Raw genomic sequence first — 24,644 nt, forward strand, 5'->3', positions numbered from 1 at the left:
TATTCTAGGTGTTTCAATAAAAATGATAATCCGTCCATTTTGAAAATGATTTTTACATATACGTAATAATGGTAAGGTAAGCAGATTATAAGAGTGTGATGCCTCCTCAACGCGGAAGGGAAAGCGGAAAAGGCAGTTGACCTGAAGTTAGGTAGAGGGGCTAGAGTAGAACGCAATCAACCCATCAGCGAAGTAAGAGTGATTATGAACAAGACGGATCTGAATGCCTATTTAACCAAGCTCGGTTTGCCAAGAGAGCTACCTGCCGATTTAGAAACATTACATAAAGTACACGTGGCGCAGCACCGCAGCCTGCCGTTTGAGAACTTTGATATTGCGTTGCAGCGCGGCATCTCTGTTGAGATTGAAGACATCATTCAAAAAACGGTGTATCACTCTCGCGGTGGTTACTGCTTTGAATTGAATGGCTTAATGCTTGAGGTACTCAATACTCTCGGATTTGAAGCACGCAGTTTACTAGGACGTGTGCATGTGTCGGGCACACCAACGGGCCGTAGTCATCAAATCACGTTGGTAACGCTGGATGAACAAGCATGGATTGTCGATGTGGGCTTTGGCTCCAATACGCCGCGCGCGCCATTGCCGTTTATCCTCAACCAAGTGATTCAGACGGACTTACAAACCTTCCGCTTTGTCGAAGATGCTCAGTTTGGTTACTTCCTTCAAGTGTTGTCAACGGATGGAACGGACACATGGAACAACCTTTATAGCTTCGATTTAGAGTTTGTGTTTGCGGGTGATATCGCGTGTGGCAACTTTTTTACCTCCACTTCTCCTCACTCGCGTTTTACCAGCGCAAGAGTCGCGGCGAAAGCAACAGAAAGTGGGTTGGTGACATTGCTTAACTACACACTCAAATACACCAGCCAAGGTGAGCAGACAGAATTGGAGTTAGAGCCAGGCCAAGCCTATTTGGATGCATTGAAAGAATACTTCGGCATTGAGCTTGATGCGCAGTACGGCGATCTTCGTCCGTTGCCTGATGCGTAAAATTCTCCCGTTTTCAAAGCGTAGCGCGACGAGAACATTTTCATCACTATTTGTCTAAAAGAGGTCGACAGGAATACAGCATGGCGAATTGGGAAGGGGTCAGCGAATTTGTTGCTGTGGCGGAAACCAACAGTTTTACCGGAGCAGCAGCTAAGCTGAAAACATCGGTGGCACAAATCAGTCGTCGGGTATCAGCACTTGAAGAACGACTTGCGGTGAAATTGCTGCATCGCACGACGCGAAAAGTCTCCCTGTCTGAAGCCGGACAACTCTATTACCAGCAGTGTAAACATTTGGTGGAAGGGTTAGAACTGGCCGAGCTTGCCGTAACGCAAATGCAGACCGAACCGCGCGGTTTACTGCGCGTGACGGCTCCTGTGACGTATGGGGAAATGAACCTCGCGCCGCTTTTGCATCAGTTTTTGGAAAAGTACCCGCGTGTGGATCTCGATTTAGTGCTGACCAACCAAAAGCTGGATTTGATTGAGCAAGGTGTGGACGTGGCGATTCGTCTTGGCCGCTTGCAAGATTCCAGCATGATCGCCAAGCGTCTTTCCTCACGTCAAACCTACGTGTGTGCCAGTCCTATGTACTTGGAGCGTTTTGGTGAGCCACATACGTTGTCGGAATTGGGACGGCATCAGTGCTTGGTTGGCTCTGTCGACTATTGGCACTTTAAGGAAAATAAACGCGATAAATCTTTGCGCGTGTCGGGACGGATTAAATGCAACAGCGGCTTTGCTTTGGTGGACGCAGCGAAACGCGGTCTGGGTTTAGTGCAGCTGCCGGATTACTACGTTCAAGAAGCGTTAGACAGTGGTGAGTTGGTCGAGGTGCTGACCGATTACCGAGATAATCGTGAAGGCATTTGGGCGCTGTATCCGCAAAGTCGCAATTTGTCGCCAAAAGTGCGGTTATTGATCGACTTTTTGGCGCAAGAGCTTGTTGATTAGCGGTTTAAAGTGTCTCATTACAAGGTATGTTGCTAAAACGCCCGGTAATGCCGGGCGTTTTTATTGGGATGAGAGCTGGAATCGAAAAGACATGAACCACTATTGATTGGATTCCGCGTCTTCACGTTTAATCACTTTGTGCCCGTCTTCCGACACGCCTTGTTTCCAATAGCTGCTGATGTAGATATTTTCACGATCAACTTCTTTCTCATTGCGGAAATATTGGCGCAGCGCACGCATTGAGTCGAACTCACAGGCACACCATACTGCGGCGTCCCCATCTAGCCATTTTTGTTCGCGTACCGCTTCTGCTAGGGTTTGACCTTCTGTAAGCCAAATTAGCTCTATACCAGCTGGTGCGTGCAGAGGCTGGATGTCGGCCGCAGACATCACACTGATCACGGCGTAGCCTTTTGCCTCTTCTGGTAGCGTACGAATTTTCGCTGAAAGAGCAGGAAGTGCTGTCATATCGGCGGCCATAAAGAACCAGTCAGCCTCGGTATTCAAATTAGAGATACTGCCTGGACCTACGATATTAATCGTATCGCCTTTTTGTGCGGCCATCGCCCAACGCGCGGCAAAGCCACACTGTAAATCTTGTGTGGTGTGGCGGACAAAATCGACTTCGATGGTGTGTGTTTCCGGATGGAAACGACGAATAGTATAGGTTCGCATTAATGGTCGGTCATCGTCGCTTAGCGTGTTCAAATCGGTACCGCCCATCTCATTGAACAATAGCTTGATGTAGCTACCTTCGCAGTCGCGTGGAAACTGGCTTAGCGCTTCACCTTGCAAAGTAATACGCTGCATATTTGGGGTAATTGTCTCTGTATCTGTGACAACAATCGTTTTAGGTTGAGGCTTCTTCTTCATCTTTGACTCTACTCGATAATTATTCTCTTTCTCATTTAAGATTATCAAGATCTCTCATAAGAGGGTAGTGTCTTTATATAAATTTACACTGTGAATTGAGCTGGATTATTGGAGTATTGCAGTAGTACTGGGGACTGGGTCGAGCAAAATACGTAGAAAAAATAAGAAAGGGCACGCCAACATGCCCTTTCGAACTTAACGATGTAAAGGCTTACTGAGTTTGCTCAAGTAAATGTGTTTTTAGGAATCTATCCATCGCTTGATAACCATCAAGACGGTTCTCCAAAGAGCGGAATCCGTGCCCCTCATTTTCCTTCACGATGTATTCGACCTCGACGCCTCGTTCACGCAGTGCATTAACGATTTGGTCTGACTCGCTCTTCACCACGCGTGGATCTTGTGCTCCCTGTAGAACCAATAAGGGTGCCTTAATTTGGTCGACATGGAACACTGGTGAGTAGGCTTTCATCATTTTCGCATCTTCAGGATCATTCGGATTGCCTACTTGCTCGTGTAACATTGCAAGGAATGGTGCCCAATAAGGTGGAATGGAGTCCATAAAGGTAAATAAGTTAGATACGCCAACGTAGTCGATTCCGCACTTATACAAATCAGGAGTGAATGTCACCCCCGCCAGAGTTGCGTAGCCGCCATAAGAGGCACCATAAATACATACGTTGCCATCTTGTGCGTAACCTTGTTCGGTAGCCCATTTGACACCGTCGGTAATGTCATCCTGCATGGATTGTCCCCATTGCTTAAACGACTTCTCCCAAAACTCGCGACCATAACCAGTTGAGCCCCTGAAGTTCATTTGCAGCACCGCGATACCGCGGTTAGCGAATAATTGCACCTCAGGCTGAAATCCCCAGTGATCACGAGCCCATGGACCGCCGTGTGGGATCACAAGCAAAGGCAGATCTTTGGCTTCTCGACCCTTCGGCAGCGTTAGGTAGCCATGAATGGTTTCTCCATCGCGAGCGGTGTATTGGATAGGCGTCATCTTCGCCATATGTTCTGGCTTATGCCATGGAGCGTTTTCTGCCAATTTCTCCAATTTATCTGCTTTACGATCGTAGAAGTAGTAATTTGGTCGATCGACATCGCTGTAGGTGACGACAATCATTTTACTTTCATCTCGCGTCGCACTGGTTACAGAAATTTCTACATTTGGCAGTTTCTCTGAGAGGCGTTCGAAGGTTTGTTGGTAGGAATCATCTAAGAAGTGATAGTGGTTTTTATCTGTCACGTAAGAGACTGAAACCAGCTTATTAAGCGCTTCAGAGTAGTGAGCGCTATTCACGTCAACTTCCGGGTGAGAGAAGATTTCTCGTATTTCTTTATTGGCTTTTACATCGTATTCAACGATGGCTGATTTATCACGCGTAATTCGTGATGCCACATATAAGTTTTTGTTGTCCGGCGTGAATGAAATGGGGCTAAAGCTCTCTTTGAAAGTGAGATTCTTTAGCGGCTTAAATTCATCTTCAACCGTGTCGCGATATAAAACGGAGGTATTAACACCATCTGATGTGGTGATGACACGAATGTTGCCATCGTGATCGGTACCCCATGAGCGCACATTGCCCGGGTTTTGCGCGACGAGAGTATTTTCGCCTGTTTTTAGATTATGTCGATATACATCAAAGACTTGCGGGTTACGTTCGTTACTCGAAATCAAAATGTCATCGGGTTGATTGTCTAGTGTGTCGATGACGTATGCCACAACACCGGATGTCGGTGTGATGGTTTTCTCTTCGCCTGTTTTGACATTAACCGTCACGAGATAAAAGTTCTCATCTCCTCCCGTATCACGAGAGTAAATTACGGTGTCTTCGCCAACCCAGTAGTAGTATGCGATGTCACGCCCTGTTACGGATGTGACGCGTTTTATCTGATCGGGGTTATCTGTGGGATAAACAAAGACGTTCTTACGGTCTTGCCATGGCTTCATCATTGAAATGTAGTCACCAGCAGGAGAGATTTGATAGCTAGAAACTTCGCTGTTTTTAAAGAAATAATCCACTGGATACTCGGGTGGAATCATTTCAGCATTGGTTGTGGTGGATGTTTGACTGCAACCCGCCAATAATAATCCAAAAGTGGCAGCAAGAATAAGCTTGCGAGTGTGCATTGTGTAACGCTCCTTGTGTAAAGGACCTTAAGCTAATGAGCTTTTGGCCAGGGTGATAGATTCATCGCAGTTACTGCGAGCAAGCAACGAACATTAAAAATAGCTGTGGCTTATAATTAGTGTGCTTTTAATAAATAGCGCATTGCTTCGCTACTATGACCCTGGCATTGTCCAAAAGTGGCGTTAGATTGTGATTATTGATTCAGTATCTACCTGAACTTTGTATTAGATCACGGTTTTACGGCTATTTTGTCTTCTATATCATTGGGATAGTCGACAGCAGTAAAAGCGCTGCCATCCCATAGTTAAACCCTTTTACACGCCTAGATGTGGTCAACCAGCGTTGAAGTTGCATGCCTGCTGCGGTCCAAAATGTTACCGATGGCAAGTTGGCTAAACAGAAGATACCGGCGATAAAAGTCAGTTCAAGCCAAGAACCGCCACTGGTGTATACCGTAATGGCCGTCAACGCCATCGACCAACCTTTTGGGTTCACCCACTGGAATGCCACCGCCCCTAAAAAAGACATCGGGCGAAAATCGTGTTTTGCTTCGGTTTTGCCGCTCGTGGCGATTTTGTACGTCAAGTACAGCAAATAACTCAAGCTCAATACTTTCAAAATGGAGTGAGTAATCGGGTAAGCGTTGAAGAGACTCATCAAACCAATGCCTACTAAAATCAGCATGGCACCAAAACCGAAGGTAATGCCCAACATGTGTGGAATGGTGCGTTTAAATCCAACATTTGCCCCTGAGGTCATCAACATAATGTTATTGGGACCCGGCGTAAAAGTGGAGACAAAAGCGAACAACGCCAAAGCGCCCAGTTGATGATATTCCATAGATTGTTCCTTGAATCAGTTCTCGATAAGTTGAGAACAACTATAAGTAGAACTGAGGTCAATATTGTGCTTTTATTTGATGATTAGAAACTAAATAAGCAATGAAACATCATCATGGATAGATTTGACGAAAGAATATTGCAAGTGCTCAAGCGAGACGGAAGAATCTCCAATGTGGAGCTGTCGGAACGCGTTGGTTTATCTCCGTCTGCAACCTTACGCCGAGTGCAAGATTTAGAGCGTAAAGGCGTGATCAAAGGCTACCGAGCGGTGCTGGATAATCAGCAACTTGGTGTGGGTTTTGTCGCTTACGTGTCTATTGGTTTAGCCTCGCACTCTAAGCAGGCGCAGCTTGGTTTCGAAGAGCATGTGCGTTTTGTCAACGAGGTGGTGGAATGTCACAACATCACTGGCGCGAACGAGTATTTGCTGCGTGTGGAAACGCAAGATCTCGCCGCTTATAAAGCGTTTCACGCTGATGTGTTGGGTGAGTGCGAACACGTTAAGTCGATCACAACCATGGTGGTAATGGACACACCGAAAGACGAACGTTAGTCGGTCAAGAGTGTCATGGTTTTGTGGCACATGAATTTGAAGTGACTCGAAAGAGTCAGTCGAGTATGAGATAAGTACACAACAAATGCTGGAAAGCAGATGGCACTCTTACAATTTCCACCTTTATTCTAACCTTCGAAATAATCTCATCCTGCTAGTTTTGCTTAAACCGCTTGTGTTCATGAGCGGCGAGTCAGCAAATTTAAGGATGAACGATGAAATCACATGTAACACTTCCTCTTTTGAGCTTAAGCGCTGTTGCCGCATTGAGCTCATTTAACGTCAACGCCCACGGCTGGGTAGAATTTCCAAGTGCTCGTCAGAATACGTGTTATTTAGACGGTGGTTTTTGGACCAATGAGATCCCCAACCAAGCGTGTAAAGCGGCTTTTGAAGAATCTGGTGCTTACCCGTTTGTGCAACGCAGTGAAATTGCAGCAAACGTACCAAATTACCGAGATATGGAGCATGTTAAAGCCGTAGTCCGTGACGGCGAACTGTGTTCTGCTGGAGATGCGGCTAAGAAAGGCTTGAACATTCCTTCTCCAAACTGGCAGCGCACCAATGTTACGCCAGATGCAAATAACCAGATTGAATTGGTGTTTTACGGCAAGGCGCCGCACAACCCATCATACTGGGAATTCTATCTCACCAAGCCGACCTATGATGATTCAAAACCGCTTACTTGGAGTGATTTAGAGCTGATCGACACCGCAGGTGATGTGTATGTTGATGCGGAAAAACGCTACCGTATTCAGGTGACTTTCCCAGCTGAGCGCTCGGGCGATGCAGTGCTTTATACTCGTTGGCAGCGCATTGATGTGGCTGGTGAAGGTTTCTACAACTGTAGTGACATTACGTTAAACGGAACAGGTACGACGCCGCCGACTGACCCCGTTGATCCAACCGAACCGAGTAATAATCTGACATCTCTGGGCTACTTTGTTCAGCAAGGTTTTGGACCAGTAGAAGCGGGTGACACCATCCGTTTCCGTACGTTTAATGCGACAGGCAATGAAATTGTTGATATTTCACTGCCAATCAGCGCAAACAATACGACGACTTGGGCGGCAGAAATTGCGGATCAATTTAACGCGCAGCAAACGGGCGATTGGTATGTGGGCATTTGGCATCAAGAGATGAACCACTACATGTTCGATAGTAAGAACGTGAATGCGAACCAAGTATTAGCGCCAAGCGCAGACTTCAGTTATGCGTTGTCACTGATCAAAGCGGATGTACCGCCACCAGTTGAACCAACCAACTTGTGGGACAAGACGGCTGTTTACGACCAAGGTGATGTGGTGACGCACAACGGTAAAGAATGGACCGCTCAGTGGTGGACGTCTGGTGAGGAACCAGGCACAACGGGTCAATGGGGTGTATGGCGTTAAGCCATTTATTCGGGCCCTGAACAATAAAACCCTTCTCATGTGAGAAGGGTTTGTTTTTTCAGTCTAAAACGACCACTTTGGTGGAGTGGTTGTCTTGAAAATCAGAGCACATATCGTTATTCGCTTGCTCTCCACTCGATCCAGTTGAGCATCGCGTAGTCTGCCAGTTTGAGCATCGGAATGTCTTCGTGTGTATCACCGTAGGCATAAATAGACTCAAACTCGTCGAGCGAAAACGCCGCCTTAACGCGCGAGACTTTTCTTTCTAAACTGCAATCACCTTGCTGGTAAAAGCCACTCAGTTTTGGCTGTTCTGAGATCAGTTCACTGCACAGCAAGCGGTAACCGTTCGCTTCACACCAAGGCTTGAGATACGCATTGAGTGATGCCGACACCACCACAATGGTATCGCCTCTGTGTTGATGCCACGCCAACCTTTCGATCGCTTCTGGCCGTAAGTACAGCGGGATCACTTCATGGGCAAACTGAGCGCCAATCGCTTCAATTTGCTGCTTTTCTTTCCCTGAAAATGCAATAAAACTGCTGAGCGGACGCATAAGACGAGCGGGTAACACTCCGAGTTTGTACAGCGCATAAAATGGCATAATAGCGACCTTTCCTACTCGCTTGCGCAGGCCATAAGCAGAATAGTGGAGGAAAAGGCTAAACATATCCTCTCGGGTAATGGTGCCATCAAAATCAAACAGTGCCAGTGACGGCTTAGTAGTATCGAGCAAATTCAGCGCCTATTTTTGGGTTTAAGATCGTTTTGTGTTTATTGATAAAACACCGCCAGCCAGATGGTTTCTTGCGTTGGGTCAGTCCAGCTCACTTTGTGTTTGGTATGCGCTGGAATCGTAACGTGATCGCCTGCCTCAAGTCGTTGCACTACATCTGATTCAAAAGTCAGCTCTCCTGTTCCTTTAAGAACCAATACCCATTCATGTTCTTCTTGATCGTACCAGCCACTTTCGGGCGAGGCTTGCCCCGTTGAGACAATGCGTTCTATACGCAGGTTTTTGTGGGTCAGCAGGTCTTCGAACACTTCCTCGTCGAGGTTATTCGGTAAGTCTTTAAACAGGTTCATGGCCTTTCCTTAGAGAATGATCAGTCCAAAAGGCGCAAGCAATTGCTCTTGTTGCCAATCACAAATTTTAACACCAAACAGAGAAACGCGGCGAATATCCAGCCCGTCCAGTTCGACATGAGTCAGATCACACTGCTCAACGTTAAAGGTTCCCCATTGTTCTGGCGAGAATTCGCAGCGAGATAAATCCGAGCCTTTGAGAGTTGCCCCTGCGAGGTTCGCACCGTTCCAACGGTTTTCAAAGAGGTCACATTTTTCTAGTAACACTCGCTCGAAGTTACAGTAGGTGAGGTTGCAGCCAGTAATAAAAGCAGAACAGAAAAACATGGTGTTACTGACGCGATTAGCAAAGTTCGCACCTTGGAAGTTTGCCCCTTTGAGATCGCACTTACGCAGCTCCAAGCCCATACAATTTGCGCCGTTAAACAGGCTCATCGCCAACATACAGTTCGTAAAGCTGGCGTCTTTTAAGTTTGCGAAGCGAAAACTACACCCTTCTAGCGCTTTGGATTCGATAAAGCGACAGTCGATGAACTTAGCATCGCGCAGATCGGCATGCTCGAAACTGCACATATAAAAGTGACAGTTTTTAAAGGTGGCATTCTGAAAATCGTGATGAGAAAAGTTTTCTCGTTCAAAAATGAGATCGGTTTTTAACATGTCTTCTCCTTAGCTGCGAGCAGACTAGCACTCCAAGTGACTGATTTTCCAGAAAAATAACTCCTTGTATTTCAGTGTTTTACAAACCCCTCAAATCGTGATTTTAAGGGGTCAAACGAGCGTTTTAAGTGGGTTGTTTTTTGAAAATAGAAGACGTAGAGGAAGAAAAAAGTTTTTGCTGACTACGAGCCTTAGCGAGAGGATTCGTGTTTTTGAGTAAGCATGGCTTCTCACACGCACAGTTTGCATTACAGAATTGTATCCTATTTGCATAATTTGTTGATCGGTATGGCGTTTCTCTATACAAAAAACCTATATTTTTCACAAATTGATTTCCATCAAAATAGTAGGGTTTCTATGTGCTAGATTGCGCGCAGCTCAAAAAAATATAGATGCCCGTGTGCTTCAAGGCGCTGAGTTTACTTGAAATCTAAGGCCAGTCAGCAGGCACACCTTTGGGTACGACATAACGAAGCCCTATAAAAGGAAATAAAAAATGAAAAAAACAATCTGCAGTCTAGCAGTGGTTGCTGCACTCGTGTCACCAAGTGTTTTCGCTCATAAACAAGGTGACTTCGTTCTTCGTGTTGGTGCGGCGTCTGTCGTTCCAAATGACAGCAGCGATAAGATTCTTGGTTCTCAAGAAGAATTGAAAGTGGATTCAAATACGCAGCTTGGTTTGACGTTTGGCTACATGTTCACAGATAACATCAGCCTAGAGCTTCTAGCAGCAACACCATTCAGCCACGATATCTCAACAGATTTGTTAGGTCTTGGTGATATCGCGGACACCAAACATCTTCCACCAACGCTTATGGTTCAGTACTACTTTGGCGAGCCACAAAGTAAATTCCGTCCATATGTTGGTGCAGGTCTCAACTACACCATGTTCTTTGATGAGGGTTTCAATAGCACGGGTAAAGGCGCTGGTCTTTCAGATCTTAAGTTGGATGACTCATTCGGTCTAGCAGCGAATATTGGTGTGGACTACATGATCAACGATCAATGGTTCCTCAACGCTGCTGCGTGGTACGCAAACATTGAAACAGAAGCAACTTACAAAGCAGGTGGAGCGAAGCAAAAAACCGACGTCAAAATTAACCCTTGGGTATTTATGATCAGCGGCGGTTACAAGTTCTAAGAAAAACCAGTAGTTACACGCACATTACTATTATTGGCATGACTTTGGGGGCGGTTACGGGGACTGCCCCTCTTTTTTTATCCTCGTTTTGATTGCACATCATTTACTCAACTTAGCAACACGTAAAATTGGATCTTTACCTTGCAGATCATTTTATTGTCCGAAGATCGAAAAGTCCTACACTGATCACATAATTGAACAAGTGGACAATATAAATGAGCGACGACATCGCGAAGCATTCTTCCTTCAGATCTAAGCTGGTAAAAACTCTTTCCTTTACTCTCTGTGTTATCGCATTTGGTGCGATGTATTGGTCTTGGCAGTATTCAGACAGTCATCCAAGCACGGAAGATGCCTACGTTAGGGCAAAAATTTTGTCGGTAGCGCCTCAGGTAAAAGGCCAAGTGGTTTCTGTGGATGTCAAAGATTTCCAATCTGTTAACAAAGGTGACCTACTGCTGAAGATAGATTCACGCCCATATTTGTTGGCAGTGAAGCAAGCAAAAGCGGCATACCAATTGGCGGTCCAACAACATGACGTTGCCGATAAGCAGGTAACTGAAGCTGTTGCGGGCTTAGATGCGGCGCGCTCTAACCTGATAGAAGCGCAAGTAGAGTACAAACGTACGGATTCCCTAGTGAAACGCAAACTGGCGTCGGACCAAGATTTAGATACGGCGAAAAACAAACTCGCCAATGCCCAAGCGAGCCTAGAGCAAGCACGTGCGACGGTAGAAAAAGCCATTGCGAACCGTGGTGAAGAAGGCGTAGAGGCTGCGGTCGTTCAACAAGCGGCAGCACAGTTAGCGCAAGCGGAGCTGAACTTGAGCTACACCGACATTACGTCACCAGTGGATGGCATTGCCGGTGAAATCAATACGCACGTAGGCTCGGTCGTTAGCGTGGGTCAAACGTTGTTCCCTGTGATTTTAAAAGACAGCTATTGGGTACGCGCGAACTTTAAAGAAACCGATCTTACTCATATTAAACCTGGCATGCATGCGGATGTGGTGATTGATATGTACCCAGACGTGGTTTGGAAAGCAACGGTAGAGCAGCTGTCGCCTGCGAGTGGTACATCGTTCTCCTTGATGCCACCAGAAAACGCAACGGGTAACTGGGTTAAAATCAAACAGCGTTTCCCTGTACGTTTGGCATTAGAAGTACCGGCCGATGCGCCGCAACTTCGCGTGGGTGCGAGCTCAGAAGTCACCATTGATTTGCAAAGTAGCGTGCAATGAGCCATCAAATTACGGCAGACAAACGGGGGATTGCCACCGTCGCCGTGATGCTTTCTGCCATCATGGTGTTAATCGATATGACCGTTGCGAACGTGTCGCTATCGCACATGATGGGCGCGTTGGGCGCAACGGCAGACCAAATTACTTGGGTGCTGACGGGTTACAGCATGGCGGAAGCGATCTTCATTCCGATGACCAGTTTCTGGGTGTCGCGCTTTGGTGAACGCAAAGTCATGCTGGTTGCCGTGGTCGGTTTTGTGATTGCCAGTGCGCTTTGTGGGCAAGCACAGTCGCTTGAAGAGATGGTGCTATTTCGCATTATCCAAGGCGCTTTCGGCGCGTCGGTGATTCCATTGGCGCAGTCGACGTTAGTACAGATTTATCCGTATGAGCAAAAAGGCAAAGCGATGGCGATTTTCTCCATCGGTATTTTGCTTGGTCCTATTTTGGGCCCAGTTGTGGGTGGCGTGATCACCGACAACATCAACTGGCGCTGGATTTTTTACATTAACTTGCCATTCGGTTTGATCTGTACCTCTTTGATTTATCGCTATATCCACATCGACAACAAATCCAAACCTAACTTTGACTGGTGGATCATCGGTTACATGGCGTTAGGTGTGGGCGCGTTGCAGTTTGTGTTGGATAAAGGGAACGAAGAAGACTGGCTCAACTCACGTATGATCCAGACCGCGATATTATTCGCGGTCATGGGGTCGGTGATGTGGATTTATCGCAGCTGGAAAACCAAAAGCCCAATAGCGCCATTATGGCTGCTTAAAGACCGAAATCTTATGGTCTCGTCGCTGATGATTGCTGTGGTGTCGATGGCGATGTTTGGTCTGACGACTCAACAACCGATGTTGTTGGAAAGCTTGCTGAATTATCCGGTCTCAACCACTGGCTTGTTAATGGCACCGCGTGGATTGGCGTCAGCGGCGATGTTGATTTTGGTGATTAAACTCAATCCGCAATTCGATCCCAGAATCAAAATAGTCTTTGGCTTGAGCTGCATCGGGATTGGTAGTTATTTGATGACGCAATACTCACTGCAGATCGATACATTTTGGATTGTGATGCCGAGTATGATTCAGGGCATGGGGCTTGGTTTAACCTTCTCGACGCTGTCCACCTTGGCGTATTTAACGATTCCGAAAGAGCAATCTGTCGCGGCGGCGAGCATTTACAATCTGTTCCGTACCATTGGTAGTTCGTTTGGTATTTCTATCGCCACCACGTTCCAATATCGAGATAGTCAGCAGCAATGGCATGCGCTGGGAGAGGGTATTAATCCTTATAACCCCAACTTGCATGACTGGGCGGCCAATCAGGGGCTTTCCATTACTGACCCGGTTGCGTTAGACCAATACCAACAGATGTTGCAGCAGCAATCGCAAATGGTCGCGTTTGTGCACACCTTCCAGCTTGTGGGAGTGATGTTCGTGATCATGATGCCGATGCTAGTTTTCATCCGGTCGCGTGAATAACAACAAGTTCAGGTGAACCGTGTAAGAGAACGCCTCTCAAGTTGTGTCAGCTTGAGAGGCGTTTTTTATTGGACAGCGTCAGTGAAAGAAGAACGTTTACTCAAACGTCACTTCGTCAAAATGCGGATTGGCTTTGAGCGCGCGTATTGCGACTAATTGTTCAGTCGGGAAAGCGGTGTGCTCACCATCCATATCTAAAAACAAGCACTCTTGTCGCTGCATGTCGTAGCCTGTGTCGAACGCGTTGCCCTGATGAGTTTCACCATTTTTTAGTGTGATCTCGATAGGGAGCTTAAACATACAGGCGATTTCAATAAAATCGTATTGGCTGCAAGTCACCATAGTTTTCTCCTTTCAAACCGACGCAGTATTCAGAAGGTTTGAGAACCGTATCCTTAAATAGAAGACGTTTGATTGAAACTGAATCTTCATCTTACACCTCATTTTGGTCACGAAATAGACATACACGCACGTTTTAATAAACCTACTGTTGAGCGTTCGCAAGCGAGACAAAACTACGATATGTCTGAGACGATACTTAAGCGCACATACCTAACGAGTGAACAAAAGACACAAAAGCCAAGTTCACTGATTCCGCCTCAAACCTACCATGCGCAGTTGGCGCACCGTGTTCACCACTCGCCTCAATTTGAAAACGGCCGCGTTAAAAACGAGATGCCAAATGTCCCTAGTCCGCAATCGTTCTGGCAGGTTTGTTGGAGTTATCTTGGTGGTAGAACACCGTTGAGTCCTAACGAACATCTGCCACATTCCCCAATTCAACCCACGCAGTTTGCGCAGCGAAGTGAATCGATGCGCCTTACTTGGCTGGGCCATTCCACTATGCTGGTGGAGGTCGATGGCATTCGAATTCTGACCGATCCGGTATTTGATTACGCTTCTCCGTTCATCGCAAAAGCGTGGTTTGAACGCAATATTCCCAATACTCACGCCAGAGATTGTTTGCCGATTCCTGAAATTATCGTGATTTCGCACGATCATTACGACCATTTAGAAGCGTCGACCATACGTTTCTACGCCGATAAACCCGTGACGTTTTATGTGCCCTTAGGGGTTGGCAAGCATCTGATAAAATGGGGCGTTTGCGCAGACAACATCGTGGAATTCGATTGGTGGGATAGCGTGCACTATGCTGGAATCGAACTGATTTGTACGCCCGCTAACCATAATTCGGGTCGTACTTATTTCGATAAAAACTCGACCTTGTGGGCTTCTTGGGTCATCAAAGGCAAAGAAGAGACGCTCTATTTTAGTGGTGATTCAGCTTACGATTCGCACTTTTCTGAGATCGCACAGCGATGTGGGTCAATCGACATTGCCTGTTTGGAAGTGGCTGCCGATGTGAAAGGCCAAGGTTATCCGGTCGAAAACTGGGGGCACATGCAGGCTCATCATACCGTGCAAGCGTTTCGCGATTTAAATGCGAAAAAACTGTTGCCAGTACATTGGGCTACATACGAACTGTTTACTCACCGCTGGGACGAACCGATTTTAGATTTGCTTACCCATTGTCAAAAAGAACATATAACGCTGCTGACGCCAATGCCGGGGGAGAGTTTTTACGTTCATCAAGAACATATAAATAAACAATGGTGGCGAGAAAAAGAAATATGTGAGCCAGATATAATTTTGACTTAATAACATGATCTTACTTCAATAATTATTTTATAAATTAACCTTGTTATTTTCAGAATATAACAAGGTTTTTACTGGTCATTTAAATTCAAAATTTCCATAGGTTCACTTTCCAATTGTGATCTCACGCTTTTATAAATCGATTGGTGTCATTTTTTGATACTTTTCATCTGAAAATTTGCGCTCTTATCAGAAAAGTTTTAGTAAAAACCTTTGCCATCTTAATTTTACTCTTCAAAACAATTATACTGACTATTATCTTGATAAGCCCATAGAGCAATGTCCACAACTTGTTCAGATTGGGTAAAATGCATCCAGTTAAAGAAAAGTAAAAAATTTAATGGATAAGATATGTTTTACGCCAACAAGATAGAATATTGAGACCAAAATCACAAGAGTAGGACTCTCTTGAATTTATCATCATGGATGCTGAATAAATAAAATACAGGCATTGTTAGATGAATAATTCTGCAACGTATTTACTTGCTGCTTTACGAGAAAAAATAAAAGAAAAAGGCATTGGATATTCCGAGCTTTCTATTGGACTTGGAATCCCGCTTTCTACTATAAAAAGGCAGCTTCACAATACGTCTCTTGGTTTAGATAAAATCTTGTTGTACGCCACGCACCTTGATACGGATTTGGTTGAGTTATCCATGCGAGGTAAGCAGCTGCAGCAAGAGAGTGAACAGTTTATCACCGACACCAACAGTGAGATTTTCCATCAATATCCTCACCTATTTGATTTTCTTTATCTTTTGCGTCGACCTGAGTGGTCTTTAGAAGAGATCGCTCGGAGATACCAGCTGAGTGATACTTCCGTTGCGCTTTATTTACGCGCGCTAGAAATGATGGATTACATTGAACTAAAAGGGGATAAACACTATCAATTTAAAGATACAGGCCGCTTTATTTTTGAAGAAGGTTCAAATTTAGACACGCTATTTGCACAGCGCTTTCGTGAAGAAGTGTTTAGCCATGATATTCGGCCTCCAATTTGTGTTGGACGCATTGCGATTACCGAAGAACAAGAAGAAAAACTGGCAAATGAAGTGTACAACAAATTAATTGAGTTTGGTGTTCAAAATAAAACTAGTGACAACAGTCAACGACTAAAAAACGTTTTACTCACTTTTACGCCTGGTAATCAGATATTTTTGGCTGACACAATTCCGAATATTAATGGCGATTTATTAAAAGCCATCACTATCGCTAAAGAAAAATAAAAGAATAATTATTGGAAGCTCGTGCTTATTTAGTGCGAGCCGGGCTTCTGCACACTAAAAACACTCATTTATATAAATGAAAATATAAAAATAACGTAAATAATAGGGAAAAAGTATGTTTAAAAAGAGCACACTTGCCATTCTGATCGGGGCTACTATTTCGCTTGTTGGATGTGGTTCCAATGATAAAACTGAAATCCGTTTACCACAGGCGCCAACTTCGGAATTTACTAACGTGATTGATCGCACTGGTAATCCAACTTACCTGCGTGATTACGACAGTTATTCGAACCTGAAGTACAACGCACTCACGGATAACGGCGCGTGGCATGGCCATTTGCTACCTGAAGATGCGGCGGGTTATGGCGCTTTCGGCGGTATTATGCAAGTGACGCAAGAGTACGCGCATTTTATGTCTGGCCAAACGTTCGACAAGCTCACGTTGACCGACAAAGTGAGTGGCCAAACTTACGATTTATCGAACGCAGAAGCGAAAGTCTATTCCATTCCAGGTGCATTAGTGCAGGTGTTGGACTTGGACGATATTCACGTGCAAATGGTGCTGCGCTTCGTGACTGACCGCTCTTCGCTGGTGGAAACGCTCATCACTAACAAAACTGATCGTGATATGAACTTGGCGTTGGAGTGGGACGGCGAGTTGGTGAAATATGCGCTGTCGACGCGCAAAGACCAAACCGTGGCGCAGTACTACCCAGATTACAAGCGCCAGATTTCGACCATTGAGAGCGGCATTAAAATTAACTTTAGTGAGATGAAAGGCAACTGGGCGATCCGTAATGACCGCGATGCCGAGTTCCGCATCACGCGTTCTTTACCGACTAAGACCTTCACCAACGAAACCTCGTTCAGTTCTACTGCAGAGATGAGCCTACCAGCTGAGCAAACATCGGCGGTTTATACGGCGTATTCTAGCCTGCACAATGCGAAAGAAGTGCAGTCAGAATCGTTGAAATTGCAAGATGTATTAGCGAATCCAACTCAATACATGGAAGCGTCGAAAGCGCGTTGGGACGGCTATTTAGCGAATGGTCTCATTAACAAAGAAGCGACAGCAGACCAAGCTCGTGTGGCCGTAAAAGCGATGGAAACCCTAAACGGTAACTGGCGCTCTGCGGCGGGCGATATTGAACAAGCGACAGTCACGCCATCGGTCACTGCGCGTTGGTTCTCTGGTAACTTAACGTGGCCGTGGGATTCGTGGAAACAAGCGTACGCGATGGCGCATTTCAACCCAGATGTTGCAATGGACAACATTCGCACGGTATTCCAAGAACAAGTTCAAGCTGATGACAAGATTCGTCCGCAAGACAAAGGCTATTTGCTGGATGTGTTGACGTACACCAAACCTGTTAGTCGTGGTGGTGCTGGCTCTGAAAACTGGAACGAACGCAATACGAAACCATCGTTGGCGGCATGGTCTGTGATGGAGGTGTATCACGCTCTCGTGAACCAGTTTGATCGCCCAGAAGACGCGCAAAAATTCATTGATGAAATGTATCCGAAGTTGGTGGCATACCACGATTGGTGGCTATCCAACCGCGACCACAACCAAAATGGTGTGCCTGAATACGGCGCGGCAGTAGACCCAGCACACAACACGGAAGAAGGCGTGATGTACGTTTGGGTAGAAACGCGCGATCCTAACTTCACGACCATTATTCCTGCAGAAGACATCATCGAGCAAAACGACAATTCTTATAAAGTAAAAGGCATGGCGTCTTACAATAAGATTCTCGATAAAGTGGATTACATGACGATTCACGTCGGCGCACAAGAAGCGGCGGGCTGGGAATCGGGCATGGATAACGCGGCTCGTTTTGGCTTTATCTACAACATCCACAATATGAATTCGCAAGCTGAAGACATCAGCAATCCAGACAGAAATGTGGATCAACTTGGTCGCTACGCGGCAAGTGCGTACGGCTTTGATAACAGCATCAAGCTGGAAGGCGAAGAGTGGGTGTACAGTAATACGTCAGCGGAAAACTTAGCGAAACTCGATCTAGCGAAGAAAGATTGGGAAGTTCGTTTTGCAGAAAACCGCACCAACAATAACGCAGCGGACGGTGAGCTGCTTGGCTTCTCTATGCTGCAAGAATCGGTGGATCAAGCCTCTTACATGTACTCAGACAACAAATACTTAGCGGAAATGGCGAAGTTGGTGTCCGATGGCGTAGAAGGTAAAGATCGTGCGCAAGAATTCCTTAACGGCGCAGAAAAAATCAAGACGTACATTAACCAATGTATGTTTGATGAAAGCACAGGATTCTTCTACGACATTCACTTAAATGTGGCTGAAGATGGCACTACTCCTGCGCCTCTTGCAAATGGCTGTGCGGGTTTGCCGATTGTAGAGCGTGGACGTGGCCCTGAAGGTTGGTCGCCGCTGTTTAATGGTGCAGCAACGCAAGAGCATGCCGATAAAGTGATCGCGGTGATGCGTGATCAAGACGAGTTCAACACGCCAGATAAATTCCAAGGAACGGGTGTGCCTTTGCCGACCGCATCGCAAACTAACCCTGCTTACGGTAAAGATGTGTACTGGCGTGGTCGTGTGTGGCTAGACCAAGTGTACTTTGGCTTCCGTGCGATGGAAAACTACGGCTACAAAGAAGAAGCGATTGCAATGGCGAATGAGCTGTTTAACAACGCAGAAGGTATGACGGGTGACATGCCAATCCGTGAAAACTACAACCCAGAGACGGGCGCGGTACAAGGTGCGTCGAACTTCTCTTGGTCTGCGGCGCATTTGTACATGATGTACAACGGATTCTTCAAAAACTAGATCGCACACATTAGGCGCTTTGGATGACCCCCCTAGCATTCGTAGCGCTTAACGAACGATAATTCAGTGATAAATAAGACAAACCGGACTGTATTGGCAGTCCGGTTTTTTTATGTCTCTTGTCACACAGATTTTAGTGCTGGGTCAGGGCGCGTTGCCAAATCGAAAGCATCTCTTCACTAAACAAGTAAAAGCGCATGTCGAGTGCCGCGTATTCCGGTCTTTGGCAAACGGCCATCGCGACTTCTGCTGCTTCTTGGGGCGGGTAACCATACACTCCGCAAGAAATCGCAGGCAGTGCCACACTTTGGCAATGCTTGTCGAGCGCGAGATCCAGCGAACGTTGATATGCAGATTCCAACACCGCTTTTGGATCGGCGAATTTATCGTAAATCGGGCCAACGGCATGAATGACGTAACGCGCGTTTAAATTGCCAGCCTCAGTAATGCGTGCGTCACCAAACGGGCATCGAATACCGTCGACATCATCAACGGCATAACACGCATTGATAAGCGCAGGCCCTGCTGCGCGATGAATGGCACCATCGACGCCACCTCCGCCGAGCATTCTCGGGTTTGCTGCATTCACGATGGCATCGACATGTGCGGTGGTAATGTCGCCTTGGACTAACGAGATCGCGTTCATTTTTTTGAGCCTTCTACAATGATGAGAAACAAATGGTCAGTAACACAGTTAAGTGTAGTTTACTCATCAATCACTTGAGGTTTTAACTCGACGACATTTCCTTCCGGATCATGTATATAGAGTGATCTACCGAACCCTTGTGCGCCATACCGCTTCGCAAACTCTTCGGTTTCAATGCCGTTCGAACGCAGATATTCCAGTATTTCATTTTCGGAAAAAGGCGCTAGTTGCAGGCAAAAATGGTCAATATTACGACCATTTTGAACTGGTGGCTTTCCGCCAAGTTGCCCTAACTCGCTGTCCACCGTCACCACATCAATCAATGCGTTACCAGCCCTAAGCTGGGTTAAACCAAGCTCCATTACTTCGCGCTCGACAGGGCAGCCCAAAATATCTCGATAGAAATGCAACATAGCGTCGAGATTGCACGTTCTTAACACGACATGATCAAGGGCTTGGATTGCGATTGGATTGTTGGTGGGCATGCTTCACTCCTTTTTGCATTGTGTTGAGGTAAGTATAAAGTGACCTTAAAAGTGGTGAGAGAAATGATCAAATTCAAGACGTTTTTTTGCTAGAGCGAGTGCAGAAACACTGCAACTCAAAGCAAACAAAAAAGGCTAGAGTATTGCTAGCCTTTTGGAATATGGATGGGGCTATTACTCGTAATCATAAGCGTAAGTTTCTTCGTAAGAGTGTGAGTAAAGCTCGAATAGGTTGCCGAATGGGTCTTCTAGGTAAACCATTTTCGCAGGCTTGTTATCGTTTTCTGGGTGGTAACGCATGATGTCCATACGCACTTTGCCACCAAACGCTTCAGTGCGCTTGATTGCACCTTCAAAGTCGTCCGTCTGCAAACAGAAATGGAAGATACCGATGCGAGAAAAATCCACTTCATGGCGCGCTTGACGCTCTTTCATTTCAAATAACTCAAGTCCGATGCCATCGCTTGTCACTAGATGCGCAATGTTGAAGCCTTTAAAGCCCTCACCAAAGATCGCAATACACATTCTGCCAATTGCGGTTTCGCGTTCTTCAATCACTTTCGTGTTACCCATAACGACTTTTAGACCAAGCGCTTGTGTGTAAAACTCAACCGCTTTATCCATATCTCCGACCATAATACCGACATGATTCATTTTCATTTGTTTGCTCCCAACATGTGTGCTTAAACGTTGTTTTGTTTCGATGTGGGAGAGTATATGGCGCGGTTTTAATTACATGAAATTATCATAAATTATAAAAATAATAATTTTGTGTAATCATCATGAGCGGGGTTCGAGCTAATTGGCTAATGCCTCAACAGCTTGCTGTACCGAGGTGAAGTGAATTTTGATGATGCATCTTTGTGCGAGACTAAACTCATGCGACTGGATGAGTGACGTAACTTCCTCGACGGACAGAGTGCGTTCTTCCGGTTGTAAAACGGTGGTGTTCGAATCGTTGTATTGCAACCCGAACGTGTTGCCATTTGAGTCAATTACGTAATCATCTGGCCCCAAAATGAGCGCTTCGCATTCGGAATCAAGATCGGCATGAGAATGCAAATAGATAAGTTCATCGTCGCCATCGAGTTTCAATAAACATGGCCATGTAACCATGGGGCCTCCGGTGTAGTGGCTAAAATTGTTTCAATGTCTGAAAGGGCAAGGTGAGCGCTGGCATTCAAGGTGTTGGCCTTAAACCGCAGTCAAAAATTACGTGTGTTGAGCAATAATCGAAAACAGCTCGTCAACCGTTCTTGCCACGTAATCTGGTTGCACGCTCCAATGCTCTGGCATCGCGCCGCTGTACGCTGCTGCAACGGCAATCACTTTACTTTGGCCACCCAACTGCTGTTCGATGTTGCGTGCGAATTGCGTGTCGGCTTCATGGTCACCGATGTACATCAGCTGTCGATTTTCTGCGTGACCAAAAATCGACTCAACGCATTTGATGCCACTGTACGCATCGGGCTTTTGATGCCCGTTCGAGACGTCATCATACCCGACGATGGATTTAAACGGCGCGCTGATGCCGTTGTCGGACAGCACTCGACGAATATTGCTTTGTGAGTTTTGAGAACAAATGCCGTGAGGCAGCTGCACAAACTCTTTAATGACGCCATCAATGCCTTCAAACAGGGTTACTGGTGTTTGGTTTTTCTCTTGATGCTCTGCCCATAAACCGCCAGCTTGCAGCATTTCATCATGGGACATGCCGTAGTAATCCACGTAGAGCTCTTGCCAGTTTTTCGCCGCGTGGTTTGCGTAGTGATAGTTGGCTTCTGAATGGAGATATTTCGGTAAATTATCGCCAGTTAAATGCGGGGCAACGATGGATAAGATCGCTTTGGTGATGTCGATGTTTTTCGGTACAGAGTTTACGAGTGTCCCATCGTAATCCCACAATATGGCGTCTAATTTCATTCAACGTTCTCGTTGTTATTGATGGTTAAAAACTGGAACCGGGTTGCTGCAAAAATGCCAACTCTTCAGGTGTGCTTTCTCTACCCAAGATGGCGTTGCGATGTGGGTAACGTCCAAATTGGTCGATGATGGCTTTGTGTTTTAGCTCAAAATCGTAGTTATTTTCAAGCCCTGATGCGCGAAACAATTTCTCAGCTTCGACATGAATGAGGCGAGATTCGCTGTGCATAAAAGGCATGTACAAAAAGCTTAGCTGCTCAGGCACTAATTCTTGATCGTGTCCTAACCGAATTGCTTCTTGAGCCAATGCTAATGCGAGTGGGTCTTGTGCAAATGCTTTTGGGGTGTTGCGATACACATTCCGTGAAAACTGGTCGAGCACGATGATTTCGGCCAATCGCCCTTGTACGCTGTCTCGCCAGCTAAAAAGCTCACAGCGAGCGGCTTGCTCTAATACAGAGGTAAATCGCGATGTAATATGTTTGTCCAGTTCAGGGTTGCTTTCAAACCAGTTTTGAGGTGTCAGCTCTTCGAACCAGAACTTGATGATTTGTTGATGCATAACGCTTCCTTTTGTTGTGCCTTAATAGTAAAAAGCCAGAAGCGTGGCTTCTGGCTCTTGGCGTGTTATCGACCGTAAGTCTCTACGATGTAACGTTCAAAATCGTCACACATTTGTTCGTCAGAGATGACGTTGCTTGCCAGTTCTTTACTGCCATCGACGACTTTAATCGTCGCGTTCAGTGAAGCAACTGGTGCTCGTTCTCGTGTTGCAAGTGAGTCTATTTTCTTCTGCTGTACTTCCCACGCTTGCTCTGGCGATAGATTACATACATCTGCCAAGTACTTAGCATTGAACCCCTCGCCAGTTAGGCTGAAAATGGTTTCGTTGTGTGACAAATGATTGCCCGCGTGCCAGTAGTGTTTTGCCAGCAGTGGGCCAATTTCTGGGTTATCCGTCAGATAGCCAAACTTCTCAAGGAAGTATGCACGGGTCTGGTACACCGCCATGTGCGCGAGTAGGTAACCTTGATACGCACAAGCTGCTTCGTCGGATAGCAAATGTGGAATCGCCATCAGTGGGCGAGGGCTGCATTCCAAACCAAGGATCTGTTTTTCACAATCGCGAGCCAGCTTAGTGATGCGCTCTGGCGTTAACTCGTCATCGCTAAGTTGATATAACGCGCGTTCAAAGTACGGCACAACCAAGATGCTACGTTCTTCATAAGCTTTGAATGGCTGACGACTGTTGATCATCGCTTGAATGATCTCATCAGGAACCGGATTCCCTTCATCATCCAGTGCGTATTGTTTTAGCCAATCGGCATCGGTTAACAGGCTGTCACAGAACATCGACTGAGTTTCTGCATAAGCCATTGAAGTCGGTGCAAACTCCTGCGAGAAACAAGGTGCGTTCATTTTTACGTTCGCAAAGTGTGCTGCGTGGCCACCTTCGTGGAACAGCGTGTTAATGCCATCGTAGCCGCTGCCCACTTGGTCTGGTTTGGCATTGCTGGTGAAGTTCACCTGTGCTGCGACCCATTCGCCTTGATTGTAGAAAGAAGGGATAGGGCCGTGGCAGAACCCGTTCGGGTACTTACCTTTCCGGTCTAACAAATCAAGCGTTAGCGTCGCGCCAGAGTAATCAATATTCAGACGACCAAACGATTCTACCCAGCGTCTCAGAGATTTTGAGAACGGCACGTATGGGTCAAGGTCACGCATGACGTCACCCGCGAACGAGTAAACAAAGTTGAAGCCAGTTAGCGCGCTTGCGCCTTTCTCTTTCGCCAAGTTTTCTAAGCTGTTTAGGTGTGCATCTCGCGTGCGTTGTTCGAAATCTTCCAAAATCTCGAATAGCTGCTCAGAGCTCATCTTTTCCGTTTTTTTCACGGAGTAATCAAAGAAGGTCGCATAACCCAGTGAGCGAGCGAACTGGTTGCGCAGTTTGATCAGTTCTATAAAGCCGTTTTGCAGTAGCCATTGTTCAAGGTTCAGCAACGCTTGGTGAGCCGATTGGCGAACTTCTTCATGATTGTTGGTGCGAATGGTTGAGCTCAATACTGGCAGTGAACCTTCCACTTGCTCGCCGTTTTCATCGGTAAACGTTTGTACGTGGTTCTGTTTTTTCTCGAACAGCTCAGCTTCAAAGGCAATGAGCTGATTTTTCAACGCTTGTGCCTTTTCGCCCTCGATTGCGTGAGATTCAAACATCGCCAGCCAACCAGAAAGACCCGTAATGGTTTGCTGTTTCTCTTGTGGGTCGGTAATTGAATCCGCGGCTTCAAGCTGTTGTTTGATGGCAGTAATTTGCTCGGCGTTGCTCAAAAAGCTTGTCCATGCGGTTTGTGCTTGCGTCGAGCCATCATGGTCATCGCTGATCCCCATGTAAGTTTCCCAAAAGAAATCTTCTTTGGTGCGGTGAATCGCGAGGTAACGTTGATTGAGGTCGTTGAGATAATCCGTTGCGGTCATTTTGATCCTTCAAATGGTTGGGAGTAGACCCCTAATTATTGCACGCTTGT

At 46.2% G+C, this 24,644-nt stretch carries 24 protein-coding genes; 10 read left to right on the forward strand and 14 right to left on the reverse strand.

The genetic code is table 11. The annotated features are described in order from the left end of the window. Positions 1–204 precede the first annotated feature (204 nt). Entirely contained in the window at positions 205–1,011 is an 807-nt protein-coding gene (locus tag FKN16_RS12715) for an arylamine N-acetyltransferase (RefSeq protein ID WP_046875599.1), read from the forward strand. An 80-nt stretch (positions 1,012–1,091) separates the two neighbouring features. After that, on the forward strand, positions 1,092–1,964 hold the full coding sequence (locus tag FKN16_RS12720; protein ID WP_170902840.1) for a LysR family transcriptional regulator: 873 nt from the start codon (positions 1,092–1,094) through the stop codon (positions 1,962–1,964). Positions 1,965–2,063: 99 nt separating this feature from the next. Here FKN16_RS12720 and FKN16_RS12725 read toward each other — a convergent pair whose 3' ends face one another. From FKN16_RS12725 to FKN16_RS12735, 3 genes are all read right to left on the reverse strand, one after another. Next, on the reverse strand, positions 2,064–2,837 hold the full coding sequence (locus FKN16_RS12725) for a siderophore-interacting protein (RefSeq protein ID WP_170902841.1): 774 nt from the start codon (positions 2,835–2,837) through the stop codon (positions 2,064–2,066). 211 nt (positions 2,838–3,048) lie between these two features. After that, positions 3,049–4,971 carry a S9 family peptidase gene (locus FKN16_RS12730; protein ID WP_170902842.1) on the reverse strand — a complete coding sequence of 641 codons (1,923 nt, stop codon included), beginning with the start codon at positions 4,969–4,971 and terminating at the stop codon, positions 3,049–3,051. Positions 4,972–5,227: 256 nt separating this feature from the next. Beyond that, on the reverse strand, positions 5,228–5,812 hold the full coding sequence (locus FKN16_RS12735) for a LysE family translocator (RefSeq protein ID WP_006740964.1): 585 nt from the start codon (positions 5,810–5,812) through the stop codon (positions 5,228–5,230). 114 nt (positions 5,813–5,926) lie between these two features. On the opposite strand from FKN16_RS12735, the gene FKN16_RS12740 reads away from it, so the two are divergent. Then, on the forward strand, positions 5,927–6,367 hold the full coding sequence (locus FKN16_RS12740) for an Lrp/AsnC family transcriptional regulator (RefSeq protein WP_005482841.1): 441 nt from the start codon (positions 5,927–5,929) through the stop codon (positions 6,365–6,367). A gap of 215 nt (positions 6,368–6,582) precedes the next feature. Then, positions 6,583–7,761 carry a lytic polysaccharide monooxygenase gene (locus FKN16_RS12745; protein ID WP_170902843.1) on the forward strand — a complete coding sequence of 393 codons (1,179 nt, stop codon included), beginning with the start codon at positions 6,583–6,585 and terminating at the stop codon, positions 7,759–7,761. A gap of 116 nt (positions 7,762–7,877) precedes the next feature. Here FKN16_RS12745 and FKN16_RS12750 read toward each other — a convergent pair whose 3' ends face one another. The 3 genes from FKN16_RS12750 to FKN16_RS12760 are packed head-to-tail and all read right to left on the reverse strand — an operon-like array spanning position 7,878 to position 9,508. Further along, the gene (locus tag FKN16_RS12750; RefSeq protein WP_170902844.1) at positions 7,878–8,498 is read right to left on the reverse strand and encodes an HAD-IB family hydrolase; all 621 of its coding nucleotides are present in this window, start codon (positions 8,496–8,498) and stop codon (positions 7,878–7,880) included. 38 nt (positions 8,499–8,536) lie between these two features. Next, complete coding sequence (locus tag FKN16_RS12755) at positions 8,537–8,848, reverse strand: cupin domain-containing protein (RefSeq protein ID WP_170902845.1); 312 nt, start codon at positions 8,846–8,848, stop codon at positions 8,537–8,539. 9 nt (positions 8,849–8,857) lie between these two features. Then, positions 8,858–9,508, reverse strand: a complete 651-nt coding sequence (locus FKN16_RS12760) for a Qnr family pentapeptide repeat protein (protein ID WP_140103685.1) — start codon at positions 9,506–9,508, stop codon at positions 8,858–8,860. Positions 9,509–10,004: 496 nt separating this feature from the next. On the opposite strand from FKN16_RS12760, the gene ompW reads away from it, so the two are divergent. The 3 genes from ompW (at position 10,005) to FKN16_RS12775 (ending at position 13,377) form a co-directional block, all read left to right on the forward strand. Then, a complete protein-coding gene (gene ompW, locus FKN16_RS12765) occupies positions 10,005–10,649 on the forward strand; it encodes an outer membrane protein OmpW (RefSeq protein ID WP_005391962.1) in 645 nt (214 codons plus the stop codon). A gap of 215 nt (positions 10,650–10,864) precedes the next feature. Beyond that, positions 10,865–11,890: an HlyD family secretion protein gene (locus FKN16_RS12770; RefSeq protein WP_170902846.1), complete on the forward strand. Its 1,026-nt coding sequence runs from the start codon at positions 10,865–10,867 to the stop codon at positions 11,888–11,890. Further along, positions 11,887–13,377, forward strand: coding sequence for an MDR family MFS transporter (locus FKN16_RS12775; protein WP_170902847.1), 1,491 nt, complete (start codon positions 11,887–11,889; stop codon positions 13,375–13,377). The genes FKN16_RS12770 and FKN16_RS12775 overlap by 4 nt, the downstream gene beginning before the upstream one ends. Positions 13,378–13,473: 96 nt before the next feature. Here FKN16_RS12775 and FKN16_RS12780 read toward each other — a convergent pair whose 3' ends face one another. Further along, complete coding sequence (locus FKN16_RS12780; RefSeq protein ID WP_140301714.1) at positions 13,474–13,719, reverse strand: Rho-binding antiterminator; 246 nt, start codon at positions 13,717–13,719, stop codon at positions 13,474–13,476. A gap of 180 nt (positions 13,720–13,899) precedes the next feature. On the opposite strand from FKN16_RS12780, the gene FKN16_RS12785 reads away from it, so the two are divergent. From FKN16_RS12785 to ygjK, 3 genes are all read left to right on the forward strand, one after another. Continuing rightward, positions 13,900–15,036, forward strand: a complete 1,137-nt coding sequence (locus FKN16_RS12785; protein ID WP_170902874.1) for an MBL fold metallo-hydrolase — start codon at positions 13,900–13,902, stop codon at positions 15,034–15,036. Between the two features lie 455 nt (positions 15,037–15,491). After that, positions 15,492–16,259: a transcriptional regulator gene (locus FKN16_RS12790; RefSeq protein ID WP_170902848.1), complete on the forward strand. Its 768-nt coding sequence runs from the start codon at positions 15,492–15,494 to the stop codon at positions 16,257–16,259. A 115-nt stretch (positions 16,260–16,374) separates the two neighbouring features. Then, a complete protein-coding gene (gene ygjK / locus FKN16_RS12795; RefSeq protein ID WP_170902849.1) occupies positions 16,375–19,065 on the forward strand; it encodes an alpha-glucosidase in 2,691 nt (896 codons plus the stop codon). Between the two features lie 133 nt (positions 19,066–19,198). Here ygjK and FKN16_RS12800 read toward each other — a convergent pair whose 3' ends face one another. The 7 genes from FKN16_RS12800 to FKN16_RS12830 form a co-directional block, all read right to left on the reverse strand. Then, the gene (locus FKN16_RS12800; protein ID WP_046875590.1) at positions 19,199–19,711 is read right to left on the reverse strand and encodes an O-acetyl-ADP-ribose deacetylase; all 513 of its coding nucleotides are present in this window, start codon (positions 19,709–19,711) and stop codon (positions 19,199–19,201) included. Positions 19,712–19,770: 59 nt separating this feature from the next. After that, entirely contained in the window at positions 19,771–20,196 is a 426-nt protein-coding gene (locus FKN16_RS12805) for a VOC family protein (protein ID WP_005391937.1), read from the reverse strand. A gap of 174 nt (positions 20,197–20,370) precedes the next feature. Beyond that, entirely contained in the window at positions 20,371–20,856 is a 486-nt protein-coding gene (locus tag FKN16_RS12810; RefSeq protein ID WP_170902850.1) for a VOC family protein, read from the reverse strand. Positions 20,857–20,994: 138 nt separating this feature from the next. Beyond that, positions 20,995–21,312, reverse strand: a complete 318-nt coding sequence (locus FKN16_RS12815) for a DUF4144 domain-containing protein (protein ID WP_170902851.1) — start codon at positions 21,310–21,312, stop codon at positions 20,995–20,997. Between the two features lie 96 nt (positions 21,313–21,408). Continuing rightward, complete coding sequence (locus tag FKN16_RS12820; RefSeq protein WP_023623092.1) at positions 21,409–22,119, reverse strand: HAD hydrolase-like protein; 711 nt, start codon at positions 22,117–22,119, stop codon at positions 21,409–21,411. 25 nt (positions 22,120–22,144) lie between these two features. Continuing rightward, positions 22,145–22,681, reverse strand: coding sequence for a DUF924 family protein (locus tag FKN16_RS12825; RefSeq protein ID WP_170902852.1), 537 nt, complete (start codon positions 22,679–22,681; stop codon positions 22,145–22,147). Between the two features lie 65 nt (positions 22,682–22,746). Next, positions 22,747–24,594, reverse strand: coding sequence for a M3 family metallopeptidase (locus FKN16_RS12830; RefSeq protein WP_170902853.1), 1,848 nt, complete (start codon positions 24,592–24,594; stop codon positions 22,747–22,749). Positions 24,595–24,644: the final 50 nt, after the last annotated feature.

Origin of the sequence: Vibrio sp. 11-4(1) (assembly GCF_013048625.1) — a bacterium.
Taxonomy (GTDB): Bacteria; Pseudomonadota; Gammaproteobacteria; order Enterobacterales; family Vibrionaceae; genus Vibrio; species Vibrio diabolicus.

Coding starts and splice junctions, on each gene's coding strand:
- FKN16_RS12715 (WP_046875599.1), top strand. CDS start 205: ATGAACAAGACGGATCTGAATGCCTATTTAACCAAGCTCGGTTTGCCA.
- FKN16_RS12720 (WP_170902840.1), top strand. CDS start 1,092: ATGGCGAATTGGGAAGGGGTCAGCGAATTTGTTGCTGTGGCGGAAACC.
- FKN16_RS12725 (WP_170902841.1), bottom strand. CDS start 2,837: ATGAAGAAGAAGCCTCAACCTAAAACGATTGTTGTCACAGATACAGAG.
- FKN16_RS12730 (WP_170902842.1), bottom strand. CDS start 4,971: ATGCACACTCGCAAGCTTATTCTTGCTGCCACTTTTGGATTATTATTG.
- FKN16_RS12735 (WP_006740964.1), bottom strand. CDS start 5,812: ATGGAATATCATCAACTGGGCGCTTTGGCGTTGTTCGCTTTTGTCTCC.
- FKN16_RS12740 (WP_005482841.1), top strand. CDS start 5,927: ATGGATAGATTTGACGAAAGAATATTGCAAGTGCTCAAGCGAGACGGA.
- FKN16_RS12745 (WP_170902843.1), top strand. CDS start 6,583: ATGAAATCACATGTAACACTTCCTCTTTTGAGCTTAAGCGCTGTTGCC.
- FKN16_RS12755 (WP_170902845.1), bottom strand. CDS start 8,848: ATGAACCTGTTTAAAGACTTACCGAATAACCTCGACGAGGAAGTGTTC.
- FKN16_RS12760 (WP_140103685.1), bottom strand. CDS start 9,508: ATGTTAAAAACCGATCTCATTTTTGAACGAGAAAACTTTTCTCATCAC.
- ompW (WP_005391962.1), top strand. CDS start 10,005: ATGAAAAAAACAATCTGCAGTCTAGCAGTGGTTGCTGCACTCGTGTCA.
- FKN16_RS12770 (WP_170902846.1), top strand. CDS start 10,865: ATGAGCGACGACATCGCGAAGCATTCTTCCTTCAGATCTAAGCTGGTA.
- FKN16_RS12775 (WP_170902847.1), top strand. CDS start 11,887: ATGAGCCATCAAATTACGGCAGACAAACGGGGGATTGCCACCGTCGCC.
- FKN16_RS12780 (WP_140301714.1), bottom strand. CDS start 13,719: ATGGTGACTTGCAGCCAATACGATTTTATTGAAATCGCCTGTATGTTT.
- FKN16_RS12785 (WP_170902874.1), top strand. CDS start 13,900: ATGTCTGAGACGATACTTAAGCGCACATACCTAACGAGTGAACAAAAG.
- FKN16_RS12790 (WP_170902848.1), top strand. CDS start 15,492: ATGAATAATTCTGCAACGTATTTACTTGCTGCTTTACGAGAAAAAATA.
- ygjK (WP_170902849.1), top strand. CDS start 16,375: ATGTTTAAAAAGAGCACACTTGCCATTCTGATCGGGGCTACTATTTCG.
- FKN16_RS12800 (WP_046875590.1), bottom strand. CDS start 19,711: ATGAACGCGATCTCGTTAGTCCAAGGCGACATTACCACCGCACATGTC.
- FKN16_RS12805 (WP_005391937.1), bottom strand. CDS start 20,196: ATGCCCACCAACAATCCAATCGCAATCCAAGCCCTTGATCATGTCGTG.
- FKN16_RS12810 (WP_170902850.1), bottom strand. CDS start 20,856: ATGAAAATGAATCATGTCGGTATTATGGTCGGAGATATGGATAAAGCG.
- FKN16_RS12815 (WP_170902851.1), bottom strand. CDS start 21,312: ATGGTTACATGGCCATGTTTATTGAAACTCGATGGCGACGATGAACTT.
- FKN16_RS12820 (WP_023623092.1), bottom strand. CDS start 22,119: ATGAAATTAGACGCCATATTGTGGGATTACGATGGGACACTCGTAAAC.
- FKN16_RS12825 (WP_170902852.1), bottom strand. CDS start 22,681: ATGCATCAACAAATCATCAAGTTCTGGTTCGAAGAGCTGACACCTCAA.
- FKN16_RS12830 (WP_170902853.1), bottom strand. CDS start 24,594: ATGACCGCAACGGATTATCTCAACGACCTCAATCAACGTTACCTCGCG.